Below are 11,564 nucleotides of genomic sequence, written 5' to 3'. Positions count from 1 at the left end.
GGGTCGGATGGGCCTTCACCTTCGCCGCAGCAGCCTACAACCTCGTCCGCCTGCCGAAGCTGTTGGCGACACCGGCATGAGCGAGATCACCGACACGCCCCCGCAACGATCATCATCGAAGCCGCGCGACGCCCGGGCCGAGGCCAACGACGCTGATCGCGCTCACCAAGCGCCATCAATCATCCGAACGCTGCCGGTACCGCTCTGCCCAGCCGCGCCTTCTTCAACAGCCTGCTAATGCATTGTGGGCTTGGCGGCCACGGTTGAGGTGGCCGGCGAGGCGTGTTGGGTTTGCGCAGCCGGCCACACGATAGTGCGCGGTGCTGGTGGCCGGTAGCCCAACGAGGAGTGCGGGCGCAGGGTGTTGTACAACAAGGCTTGAGAACACCCACGGAACCGAGTTCCGCGAAGTTCTCTATCGGTTTCATCCGTGGTTTGTGTGAGATCGCCTGCAATGTTGGCCCCGTGAGGGGCGGTTATCGCTTTGAAGGTTAGCCCCCTGTTATCGGTTGCGGCTGATCCTTCCGTCTTTTCGGAGGGATCCGGGGATGACGGGTGTGGAGACGATCGCGCGGATCCGCTTCGAGCATTTCCAGAACGGCAAGGGGATCAAGCGGATCGCGCGGGAACTCGGCGTCGCGCGCGACACGGTCCGCAAGGTGCTTCGCTCCGGGGCGACCGAGTTCGCGTACAAGCGCGAGGTCCAGCCGCGTCGGAAGCTGGGAGCCTGGGTCGATACGCTGACGGCGATCCTCGAGGCCGAAGACCGGCTGCCCCGGCGCGAGCGACGCTCAACGATCCGGCTGTTCGAGGAACTGCGCGGGCGCGGCTATGATGGCGCGCACGACAGCGTCCATCGCTTCGTGAAGGCCTGGCGTGCCGATCGCGCCCGGCTGCCGGCGCAGGCTTTCATTCCGCTGCGCTTCGATCCCGGCGAGGCCTATCAGTTCGACTGGAGCCACGAGGCAATCGAACTCCACGGACTGCCCGTGGTCGTCGCCCAGATGCGACTGGCTTATAGCCGGATGCCGATCGTGCGCGCCTACTTCCGCGAGACGCAGGAGATGGTCTTCGACGCGCATGACAAGGCCTTCGCCTTCTATGGCGGGGTCTGTCGGCGCGGCATCTACGACAACATGAAGACGGCGGTGGAGACCGTCTTCGTCGGCCGCGCCCGGGAGTACAACCGGCGCTTTCTGCAGATGTGCTCGCATCATCTCGTCGAGCCGGTGGCCTGCACGCTGGCAGCAGGCTGGGAGAAGGGCCAGATCGAGAACCAGGTCGGCACGATCCGCGATCTGCTGTTCCGCCCGCGACCGAAGGTGAAGACGCTCGACGAGTTGAACGCCTGGCTCGCCGACCAATGTGTCGCCTATGCCCGGCGGGCGAAGAATCCCGAGTTCCGCGAGCGGTCTGTCATCGAGGTCTTCGAAGAGGAGAAGGCGCGGCTGATGCCGTATCTGGGCCCCTTCGCAGGCTTCGTCGAGAAGCCGATGCGGGCGACCACGACCTGCCTGATCACGCATGATCGCAACAAGTACAGCGTCGATGCCCGGGCTGCCGGCCGTGCCGTGCTGGTGCGCGCCTATGCAGACCGGATCGTCGTGCTATTCGACGGCGAGACAGTCGCCGACCACCCCCGCTGCTTCAAGCGCGATCAGGTCGTCTATGATCCCTGGCACTATCTGCCGGTGCTGATGCGCAAGCCGGGTGCTCTACGTAACGGCGCACCGTTCAAGGACTGGGATTTGCCGGCGCCGCTTACCGCGGTGCGAGAGAAGCTGCGGCGTCACGCCGATGGCGACCGCCAGTTTGTGAAGATCCTCGGCCGCGTCCCCGAAGATGGCATTGTCGCTGTGGCGGACGCCTGCTCCGAGGCGCTCGCAGCAGGGATCGCCAGTGGCGACGTCGTCATGGCGATCCTGGCGCGCCGTCGCCAACCGCCCGTTCCAGCCAGCATCACCACATCCGACGCCCTCAGGCTCAAGACCGAGCCGGTCGCCGACTGCGCCCGATACGACAACCTGCGCAAGAGAAGGGAAGCCGCCCCATGGAACGTCACCAATTGATCGAGGCGATGACCAGCCTCAAGCTCTACGGCATGCGMGCCAGCTTCGACGAGATCGCCGGCAAAGGCCTGAACCGTCGCGAAGAGATCTATCCCCTGCTGGCAAGCCTGATCCGCGCGGAGCTGACCCATCGCCAGTCGCGTTCAATCAACTATCGCATCAGCGGCGCCAGATTCCCTGTGCTGAAGGATCTCGATGCCTTCATCTTCGACGACACGCCGGTGGACGAGGGACACATCCGCGAGCTCGCTGCCGGCGAGTTCATCGACGCCAGGCGCAATCTCATCCTGATCGGCGGCACTGGAACGGGAAAGACCCATCTCGCCATCGCGATCGCCGCCGCTGTCATCCGGGAGCGCGCCCGCGGCCGCTTCTTCAACCTTGTCGACCTGGTCAATCAGCTCGAACAGGAGAAGGCCGCCGGCAAGAGCGGACGCATTGTCGAAGCCCTGCTGCGCCAGGATCTCGTTGTCATACGAGCTTGGCTATCTGCCCTTCAGCCAGGCCGGCGCCCAGTTGCTCTTCCACCTGATCAGCAAGCTCTACGAGAATACCTCGATCATCATCACCACCAATCTCGCCTTCGCCGACTGGCCCCAGATATTCGCCGACGCCAAGATGACGACTGCGATGTTGGATCGGCTCACGCATCACTGCGACATCATCGAAACCGGAAACGAGAGTTGGCGCTTCAAGAACCGCGCCTGAAGGCTTTCAAGATCATCGCGAGCTGGACGCCGAAATCGCCCCGGCCAGCAATCCCGACCAGCTCAGCCGGGGCGATCTCGGCACCCCGGTGCAAGCTTCAGGGGGGCAGCCTTCAACGCGATAAGGGGGCTGCCCTTCAAAGCGATTTGACACCCGGTGCCATTGTCGGAAACGGTCAGTTCCCAATCCGTGCCATCGATCTCGTAGGTCACGTCGATTTTGGCGTCGGTCCTGGCCGACGGAAACGCGTATTTGATCGCGTTGATGAGGAGTTCGGTGACGATTAGGCCGATGCTAACCGCCTTGTCTGACCCGATCATGCCCGCATGCGCCGTCACCGAGACGACGATTGGCTGGCTTTCGCCGATCATCGAGGAGGCCAGGCTGTTGCAGAGCTTGTTCAGGTACGAGCTGACCTCCACTTGGTCGATCCCTTCGGATGTGTACAGATGCCGCTGCACCTCGGCGACCGACAACACCCGCTGATGGGCATCGTTGAGATGCTGGCGCGTTTCCTCCGACAGGACCACCCGTGCTTTCAGCAGGAGAATGCTCGCGATGATCTGCAGGCTGTTGGCGACGCGGTGCTGCATTTCCTGCAGGAGAATGTCCTTCTGCCGCAGCAACTCCTTGGTCTGCTCGAGCAGCCGTTCCTTGTCCCGCTCGATCAACCGGCGGGCCGTGACATCCATGAATGCGAGAAGGATCGTCCGCTTCGCGCTGTCTTCGTAGACCACCTGACGGGCATTCAGCAGCATCGTCCTGCGGCCCAGATTGGGAAAGTCGTGCTCGACTTCGAAGCCGTCCATGGCGGCGTGCTGGGGAATGATCGTCTCAAGAAGCACGCGAAGGGCGGGAATGTCCCATTGGCCGTCGCCGAGCGAATAAAGCAGGCGTCCGCGCGTCTGCTCGGGATCGACCTTGAAGGTGTTGTAGAACGACACGCTGGCGGCCAGCACGCGAAACTCGGCGTCGAGCGCGACAAATGGCTCGGGGATAGTGTTGACGATCGCTTGCGCGAGTGTCTGGGCGTCTTCAATCTTTCGAAAATCTAACATGGCCCGAACGGTAGCCCCATCTGGAACGCAAGCGCGCTCTCGAGAGCCAAGGAACAGGCGACCCTTCCGGTACGCTACACCTTGCGGGGACCAATGTCGCGTTCTGAAAGGCGTCGGAACATCCGACGACTGGGTCGAGAGCGGTGGTCAGGTGTTCGCCCGAGAGCGGCCGCTCGACGGAGCGGCCGAGGGCCGGGATGGCGCGGGTGGTGTCGGTGTCGAGCCTCGAATAGCCCAATGCCGCACCGAGGTTCAGCGTGCCGATCATGGTGCGGCCATAGAGGCCGGCCTGGAATACGTCCGCTTCCGCCTTGCCGAGCCCGCCCGAGAGCGAGGCGCGCGACTGGCCGCCGGCGACCGCGACACCCGCGACGGTGTTGGTGCCGAGCCGGATATCGGCACCAACGGCGACATGGCCGTCGGAGAGGTTGCGGTTGGCGGAGCCCGTGGCCCGGTCGCCGTCATTGCGACCGGTTGAACCAAAGGTCGCGCCCCAGAGCGAGAAGCGCGCCGGGTCTAAGGTGGGGCGGCCCGGACCATCCTGCTTCGATGGCAGATCGGCGGTGAAGCCCGCCGCACCGCCGGGGCCGCTGGCTGCGCCCGCAAGCCGGCCTGCGCCCGCGCCGTCGAGCATCATGCGCAGGAACTGGTCGGAGGCGGCATGGGCCATGGCGGGTGCGGGCGGTATGGACCTCGCCCGAGAGGCTGTTCACCGCCGCCGGGAGCGTCGCCGCCGGCAGGTTGTAGATGCCAGACAGCGCCGAGGGATCGGCGCGGTTGGCCACCGCCGTCAATGGCCGAGGCGACGGACGCCGCATTGCGCGGCGCCGACACGCCCGGTGTCGCCGTCATAATCTGCAGAAGCGGCTTCGGCGTCAGCGTCAGCAGCACGTCGGGTGGTCCGGCTACGCTGCGCCATTCGCTTCGGCTCCGGCTATCCTGTTGCGGGGCGCTGCGTCCGCCCGTGCTCTCGCAGCGAGAAGCGGCGTCCGACGACGGCAAGGGGTCACCCTCGCCATGCACCGGGAGCCACGGTCATGATCCCCGGACCTCGCCACGTTATCGACGAGCCGCTGTGCCTATGCCAATCATAGATGGCGAGACGTGTTAGTGCTTCTTGCAGACCTGCGCGTTTCGATGCTTTTTGCAGTATGCTGTGTCAAACCCGACGCTTGAGCCAAAACCTACGATTTCTGGGGGCTTGTCGCCCAGGCACGAAAGCGCGAGGCGAAGCACTGCTACATCTCGTGACGATTTGCCGCTTTCCTGAATGCCCCACATGTAGATGGCATCATCATCTTGGACATCCGCCCACTTGAGACACGAAGCAATTGTGGGGGAGGTTGGCTTCTCTGTGAGCGGCGGCATCGTTGCGCGAGCAGTGGTCGGAGATAGCAGGCCGAAGGCCAAACAGGCTGCGACCACGCATCGAATTCCGCGTAGCCTCTCTGTCTCGACCTCGTAGACGGCGCGAGCCTCCTCGCTCAGCGCCCTCAGGCCTGTCGCGCCGAAATCGTTCTCGAAGCGCTCGTCGGGGATCACGTTGCCGCGTTTGTCCGTGTAGACCAGATGAGTGTCGCCGCTTCTGTTGGACGAGGATGGGGTCGCCTTTGTCTGCGTCATTGTCGTAACCGCCAAGTTCCTGAATGTTGCCGAGCTTCCGAACCTCAATCCCAATCGCAACTGAACCACTGAACGTAGCGGTTTCGCACCCAACCTTGGGTTGGAGTTGATGATTTTCCGTTGCTTCCGCTGCGGTGCGCCTCATGTGCGCCCAAGTCCGCCACCCGCGCGAGTGGACGAGGCTTGAGACGGCTGTAGCACTGAGCTACCGCTGCGAGAGCCAAGGGCGGCTTCAGGGCTCCCGACACCGGCGTCTTAGGCGGATAATGCAGATCTCACTCACCGTCTGCAGGCGAACGCTCAATTAGGCGAAGCCGCAGTCCGCCAAATTTCCGAGTATCCCTATCTTTGCCCCAACATCGAGTGCCTCCGCTGGTGGTGTGGTCCAGGTAGGAACTTTTGGTCCGAGGGTGCCTTTGGGCTTCATAAGCTTCCTATCACGCCAATCATGTCCTGGGACGCCGTTCCGCGGACCGAGCCGCCAGAAAATCTCACGCACAAGCGAGGCCGACCCTGAGGCCGGTAGCCTCGCGCGACATTCTTGGCATCAGCTTCCCGCTAATCGTTGTCCTCATCATCATTTAGCGAGCCGCTTCCCGAACCGAATGGACGAACACGGCCGTGCTCCAGCGCCTCGGTGTCCAACCCCCTTCCTGGCCGGCGATTTACGGAAAGGCCTCCCCCCGGCCCGATCGATCTACCACCACCAGGTCCGATAGATTGTCCACCACCCGGTCCAATCGAAAGACCGCCACCCGGACCAATTGAAAGACCACCGCCGGGACCTATGGAACGTCCGCCGCCGGGCCCAATCGAGTCACATCCTCCGGGACCAATCGAACCCGGAACGCAGTCTCGCCAAGCCTGTGCCTCGGCAGGCTCCGCCCCGATCATGAAGCTGGCAGCAGCGAAAATCGCGAGGGCGGTCTTTGTTATCTTCATGGATGCTCTCTGTTGTTCTCGGAAAATAATTTTCAAGGGTCCCGCGCTTCGCCGCGTCTTCGCAACGCGCTGACGGCAGAACGTACCCCAGAAGAGCAGCGAAATACTCACCGGGCAACATGACGACCAGGCCGGGCTACATGTGCTGGCCCGACCTTGTCGCCCATCAAAGGCTGAGGGCGAAGCGGGGCGAGGCCAGGCGACTGACGATCAGGTCGTGCTCGCGGTGGATAAGCGCACGTCGCAGTGATTGCCACGCCAGTCGCCCGTTTAAGCGGTCAGCCCCGGTCCCGGTTGCTTGCCGCTGTCGTTCGTCAGGTGGATCGCACGCGGCCCACGCCTTAGTGGCAGGCGAACGAAACGTCTTCGATTTTTCTCTCATATAGAGGCGTCGCATCGCTCGGGGCCGACACAACGTAAGTTCCTCGGCAAGTGGTCGTGCTCACGGTGACTGGCGATCGATTAGCGTAAACGCCACCGAAATAATTCGGGCTATACGTTACATTGCCGCCACGCGACGCCGTTTCGCTAGCCGCCCAGGTATATGCGACCTGTCGGGGATTTATCCTGACTACCGTCTCGGGAGGCCCGAGCGCGGAAATTCTTTCAGAAATCGGTTGCCCGGCGAAACGCGCGCGCGCATTTGCAACTCTTTGCTCCATGCTGACGCAGCTCGAGAGGGCGAAACAAATTAAGGAAATTGATCCGAGCCGGCGCATGGTCTGGGCTCCGTAAGGGTGTCAGCTAGCACGATTCTCATGCCATAGAACCGCTCGATCGTCGATGCGCGGGCCCGCAGCAACCGCCCCAACTGGAAGAGTGGAGACGACGACGATTGCTGTCGTCAGTTTCGTAGCACTTAACTTGGTTTGCATCGGAGCATCGAAAATGTTGTCGAAAGCGCCAAGGAGCCCGCTGGCGACCTAGCCGCTCATTAGTCCCCCATTAGTCCCGGGTGGCGGCCAAACCCTCGAAAAGACTGGAGCGGGCGATCGGGATCGAACCGACGACATTCAGCTTGGGAAGCTGACGTTCTACCACTGAACTACGCCCGCATGCCGCATGACGCTGCGAAGCAGCTCCGTGGCAGGCCTGCGTTCATAGCGAGTCTGCGAACGGGTGTCATCCTGGAATTGCGGCCGACTCCGACCGCCCGAGCAACCGCTAGGCTTCCACCTGCAACACACCGCAAAAAGGCTTGCTCAGCCCTTGAAATGCTTGGAGAGCTTGAGGGCTTGACCCTGATAATTCGACTTCAGGCCGGCGCCATAGAGCGCGTCGGGTCTCGCCGCCATGGTCTCGTAGACGAGGCGGCCGACGATCTGACCGTCCTCGATGATGAAGGGGACGTCCCGGGAGCGAACCTCGAGCACGGCGCGCGCGCCTCTGCCGCCGGCGGCGCTGTGGCCGAAGCCGGGGTCGAAGAAGCCGGCATAATGCACGCGGAATTCGCCGACAAGCGCGTCGAACGGCGTCATCTCGGCAGCATAGTCCGGCGGAACATGCACGGCCTCCTTGGAGGCCAGAATGTAGAACTGGCCGGGATCGAGGATCATGCTGCCCGAGCCGTCATCCGGGATCGGCTCCCAGAACTCGGCGGCCCGATAGGCACCGACACGATCGACATCGATCAGCGCGGTGTGATGCTTGCCACGATAGCCGAGCAGCCCGTCGAAGCCGGAGAKATCGACGCTGACGGCAACACCACCCTGGAACGACGGATCGGCGGCACTGACCAGCGTCTCGCGGGCGTGGACCTCGCCCAGAGCCCGATCGTCGAGCCGCGCCTCGCCGGAGCGGAAGCGGATTTGTGAGAGCCGCGAGCCGGAACGGACCAGCACCGGGAAGGTGCGCGGCGAAATCTCGATGAAGAGCGGCCCTTCATAACCGTCCTCGACCAGGTCGAATTCCCGGCCCCGGTCGGTGATGACACGGGTGAAGACATCGAGGCGGCCGGTGGAGCTCTTCGGATTGGCGGCGGCGCGCAAGCCCTTGGGCAGCCTGAGCCCTTCCATCAGCTCGGCGATGTAGACGCAATCGGTCTCCAGTACCGCGCCGCGCGTCAGGTCGATCTCGTGGAGCGATAGATCCTCGATGCGGCTGCGCACCGTGCGCTCGGGGCCGGGCAGGAAGCTGGCGCGGACGCGGTAGGCGCGCGCGCCCAAGCGCAAATCGAGGCTCGCCGGCTGGATCTGCCCCTCGGCCGGCGGGTGCGCGAGCGTGATCGCGCCCTGCTCGATGAAGGCGCGAATGAAGCTGTCTGGCTGAATGCCGGGCTTGAAGGGCAGCATGCGAGGTCCGCGAGGATAATCGGTCATAGCTAGCGAAGCGTCTCCGAAAGGCCAAGTGCGGGGGCGCGGCGCATGAGAAGGCAGCCCGGTTGTCCACGCCAGAATCACGACATTGACAGCATTGACGCTGCCGCCGGCAGGCCGATAACAGAACAAGGGCGGCACGCGCCGCCACGGCTAAAGCCGGAGCCTTGCGATGTATCAGGCACAGACGCGTGGCGTGCGTGTGACCGCGGCGCCGTCCTTCATGGAGGGGGAGTCCTCGCATGCGCAGAGCCGCTATTTCTGGGCATATTCGATCGAGATCGTGAATTTTTCGACGCAGACCGTGCAGCTGATGACGCGGCACTGGTTCATCACCGATGGGCGCGGCGAGGTGCATGAGGTGCGCGGCGAGGGCGTGGTCGGCAAGCAGCCCGTGCTGCGGCCAGGCGAGAGCTTCAACTACACTTCGGGCTGCCCGCTGGCGACGCCTGATGGTTCGATGCATGGATTCTACGCCATGCAGGATGAGAACGGCACGATCTTCGATGTCGAGGTGCCGCTTTTCCCGCTTGATTCCCCCTATGTGAAAAAGGTTTTGCATTGACCTCCCACCCGCCAGCCGGGCAGCGCTACACGCCGCTCGAGATGCTCGCCCGCCTCGTCGCATTCGACACGGTGAGCGACAAGTCCAACCTGCCGTTGATCGATTTTGTCGAGGATTATCTCGCCGGCTGGGGCGTCGCCTGCGTGCGCTTTCCCAATGCGGCGGGGGACAAGGCCGCGCTCTTCGCCACGGTTGGCCCGCAGGATCGCGGCGGGGTCGTACTCTCGGGCCATACCGACGTGGTGCCGGTGACGGGCCAAGCCTGGAGCCGCGACCCGTTCATACTGCATGTCGAGGATGGACGCGCCTATGGCCGCGGCGCGGTCGACATGAAGGGCTTCGTCGCGCTCGGGCTGGCGCTGGTGCCGGATTTCCTTGCTGCCGACCTGAAGACGCCGATCCACCTGTTCCTATCCTATGACGAGGAGGTGACCTGCCTCGGCGTGGTCGACGGCATCGCCGCGATGGGCAAGACGACCGGGGGCAAGACGTTGCCGCGGCCGCGCGCGGTCATCGTCGGCGAACCGACCTCGCTCGATATCTGCGACGCGCACAAGGGAGTCCGGACGTTCCAGACCAGCATCGTGGGCTTCGCGGCGCATTCGTCCAAGCCGCAGCTCGGCGCCAGCGCCGTCCATGCCGGCGCGCTGCTCGCCGCCGAGCTCGACCACATGGCCGAAGACGCGAAACGGGGACTGGACGTGAGCGGCCGCTTCGATCCGCCCTATGACACGGTGCATATCGGCACGTTCCATGGCGGCATCGCCCGCAACATCCTAGCCGACCGCAGCGAAATCCTCTGGGAGATCCGCACGCTCCCGACGTCCGATCCGGAGGCCGGCCCCGCGCGCTTCGCGGCCGCATCGGACAAGCTGCTGGCGCGTATGCGCGCGACCGCGCCGACATCGAAGATCGAGACGGTGATGACGTCGGATGTTCCGGGGCTGGCGCCCGAGCCGGGCTCCGAGGCCGAGCGGCTCGCCATGCGATTGTCGGGACGCAACCACACCATCGCCGTGGCCTACGCCACCGAGGCTGGGCATTTCCAGCAGGCCGGGCTGGCAACCGTGGTGTGCGGGCCCGGCTCGATCGACCAGGCGCATCAGCCGGACGAGTACATCACGCTGGAACAGCTTCAGGCCGGCGAGACCTTCATGCGCAAGCTGATGGCCGAGTGCCAGGCGGGCTGAACGGCGCGCTCCCTCCCGAAGAGGCGCGGGAAACCCTCTCCGATAGGGAGAGCGACGGCGGAGGGCGGCCATTGATGTTGGTGACCTCAGGCTCCGCCGGGGGCGGCGAAAGCAGCGAAATCTATCTAGGCCTCGCGTCGAGAGAAGAGCGCTGCCTCGTCTCGTCAGAGTGACTGAATTGCCACCCTCAACGATTATTGCCTGTGCCTCCGCCGACGTCACCCATCAATTAGCTTCGCATTTAAAGTTTCATGTGCAACGGTTAGGCGGACGAAATCACCCTAGGAGAGTATTATGCGTCTAGGCCTCGTTTCCACTGCTGTGCTGGCAACCTGCCTGGCAACCTCGGCCTTCGCGGCCGATCTTCCCAGCCGCCAGGCCSCGCCTCCCGCTCCCGTCTACGTGCCCCTGTTCACCTGGGCTGGTCTTTATGTCGGTCTCAACGCCGGCGTGGGCTGGGCTGACTCGGGCGAGATCGGCGTCAACGGACCGACGGCCGCCTCTTCCGGCRTCCTGAGCGGYGTTGGCGGTGGYGACGGCAGGTTCGTCGGCGGCGCCCAGATCGGCTATAACTGGCAGTCCGGCGCGATCGTCTACGGCCTCGAGACCGACATCCAGTATGTCGATGCAGGCGGTAGCGTGGCCTGGGGCCGCTATTCCTGGTGGGATGGCCGCGGCGGCGGTGACGGCGCCTATTTCGGCACTGTGCGTGCTCGCATCGGTTATGCCTTCGACCGAACCCTGGTCTACRTCACSGGCGGTCTGGCCTATGGCGGCCTGAACACCAACCCGCTGACCGGCAACACGACGAGCAACGCCGGCTGGACCGTCGGCGGCGGTGTCGAATACGCCTTCACCAACAACTGGACGGCCAAGATCGAAGGCCTCTACGTCGATACCGGCGAGGGCCGGCGCGCCCGATCCTTCGACAATGCGGCGGGCGGCGTGCTCCCGGCCGGAACCTATACCGCAGTCAGCAATGGCGGCGGCGGTGCCGGGCTCGTGCGCGTCGGCGTGAACTACAAGTTCTGAAGCGACAGCTTTGGACCTGCGAGCAGCCCGGCGCCTTGCGCGCGCCTTGCGCCGGGCTGTTT

9 protein-coding genes, 1 tRNA gene and 2 pseudogenes are annotated in these 11,564 nt (G+C 64.0%); 6 read left to right on the top strand and 6 right to left on the bottom strand.

The genetic code is table 11. The features are described 5' to 3' along the window. On the top strand, nucleotides 1–238 hold a 238-nt coding region (locus tag AC1DVA_RS24805), incomplete at its 5' end, for a hypothetical protein (protein WP_476807629.1). On the opposite strand, the pseudogene AC1DVA_RS24800 reads toward AC1DVA_RS24805, so the two are convergent. Further along, nucleotides 235–369 (bottom strand): annotated as a pseudogene (locus tag AC1DVA_RS24800) (IS3 family transposase); the annotation flags it as partial. The gene AC1DVA_RS24805 and the pseudogene AC1DVA_RS24800 sit on opposite strands and share 4 nt — an antisense overlap. 179 nt (nucleotides 370–548) lie before the next feature. On the opposite strand from AC1DVA_RS24800, the gene istA reads away from it, so the two are divergent. Both istA and istB read left to right on the top strand, forming a co-directional pair. Continuing rightward, nucleotides 549–2,069, top strand: coding sequence for an IS21 family transposase (gene istA, locus AC1DVA_RS24795; protein ID WP_476807628.1), 1,521 nt, complete (start codon nucleotides 549–551; stop codon nucleotides 2,067–2,069). Further along, nucleotides 2,051–2,777, top strand: a pseudogene (istB, locus tag AC1DVA_RS24790) (IS21-like element helper ATPase IstB). Before istA ends, istB begins: the two are co-directional and overlap by 19 nt. A gap of 62 nt (nucleotides 2,778–2,839) precedes the next feature. On the opposite strand, the gene AC1DVA_RS24785 reads toward istB, so the two are convergent. The 5 genes from AC1DVA_RS24785 to AC1DVA_RS24765 form a co-directional block, all read right to left on the bottom strand. Continuing rightward, entirely contained in the window at nucleotides 2,840–3,835 is a 996-nt protein-coding gene (locus tag AC1DVA_RS24785; protein WP_476807627.1) for a sensor histidine kinase, read from the bottom strand. After that, a complete protein-coding gene (locus AC1DVA_RS24780; RefSeq protein WP_476807626.1) occupies nucleotides 3,813–4,505 on the bottom strand; it encodes an autotransporter outer membrane beta-barrel domain-containing protein in 693 nt (230 codons plus the stop codon). Before AC1DVA_RS24780 ends, AC1DVA_RS24785 begins: the two co-directional genes overlap by 23 nt. Nucleotides 4,506–4,942: 437 nt before the next feature. Beyond that, nucleotides 4,943–5,458, bottom strand: a complete 516-nt coding sequence (locus AC1DVA_RS24775) for a hypothetical protein (protein ID WP_476807625.1) — start codon at nucleotides 5,456–5,458, stop codon at nucleotides 4,943–4,945. A 1,922-nt stretch (nucleotides 5,459–7,380) separates the two neighbouring features. Continuing rightward, nucleotides 7,381–7,455 (bottom strand) — tRNA-Gly (locus AC1DVA_RS24770). Nucleotides 7,456–7,602: 147 nt separating this feature from the next. After that, the gene (locus AC1DVA_RS24765; protein ID WP_476807624.1) at nucleotides 7,603–8,691 is read right to left on the bottom strand and encodes a 2'-deoxycytidine 5'-triphosphate deaminase; all 1,089 of its coding nucleotides are present in this window, start codon (nucleotides 8,689–8,691) and stop codon (nucleotides 7,603–7,605) included. Between the two features lie 196 nt (nucleotides 8,692–8,887). Here AC1DVA_RS24765 and apaG point away from each other — a divergent pair, with 196 nt between their 5' ends. From apaG to AC1DVA_RS24750, 3 genes are all read left to right on the top strand, one after another. Beyond that, the gene (gene apaG / locus AC1DVA_RS24760) at nucleotides 8,888–9,280 is read left to right on the top strand and encodes a Co2+/Mg2+ efflux protein ApaG (protein WP_476807623.1); all 393 of its coding nucleotides are present in this window, start codon (nucleotides 8,888–8,890) and stop codon (nucleotides 9,278–9,280) included. 41 nt (nucleotides 9,281–9,321) lie between these two features. Beyond that, nucleotides 9,322–10,470 (top strand): acetylornithine deacetylase, encoded by a 1,149-nt coding sequence (gene argE, locus AC1DVA_RS24755; protein WP_476807630.1) that lies wholly within the window; start codon nucleotides 9,322–9,324, stop codon nucleotides 10,468–10,470. A 294-nt stretch (nucleotides 10,471–10,764) separates the two neighbouring features. Next, nucleotides 10,765–11,502: an outer membrane protein gene (locus tag AC1DVA_RS24750; protein ID WP_476807622.1), complete on the top strand. Its 738-nt coding sequence runs from the start codon at nucleotides 10,765–10,767 to the stop codon at nucleotides 11,500–11,502. Nucleotides 11,503–11,564: the final 62 nt, after the last annotated feature.

The organism is Allobosea sp. P4_C6 (genome assembly GCF_056402015.1).
The sequence above is the reverse complement of the archived record's forward strand: the minus strand, read 5'-3'. Positions and strand labels throughout refer to the sequence as shown.

What these genes read in the sequence shown, in the direction of transcription:
- istA (WP_476807628.1), top strand. Translation starts at nt 549, where the DNA reads ATGACGGGTGTGGAGACGATCGCGCGGATCCGCTTCGAGCATTTCCAG.
- AC1DVA_RS24785 (WP_476807627.1), bottom strand. Translation starts at nt 3,835, where the DNA reads ATGTTAGATTTTCGAAAGATTGAAGACGCCCAGACACTCGCGCAAGCG.
- AC1DVA_RS24780 (WP_476807626.1), bottom strand. Translation starts at nt 4,505, where the DNA reads ATGGCCCATGCCGCCTCCGACCAGTTCCTGCGCATGATGCTCGACGGC.
- AC1DVA_RS24775 (WP_476807625.1), bottom strand. Translation starts at nt 5,458, where the DNA reads ATGACGCAGACAAAGGCGACCCCATCCTCGTCCAACAGAAGCGGCGAC.
- apaG (WP_476807623.1), top strand. Translation starts at nt 8,888, where the DNA reads ATGTATCAGGCACAGACGCGTGGCGTGCGTGTGACCGCGGCGCCGTCC.
- argE (WP_476807630.1), top strand. Translation starts at nt 9,322, where the DNA reads ATGCTCGCCCGCCTCGTCGCATTCGACACGGTGAGCGACAAGTCCAAC.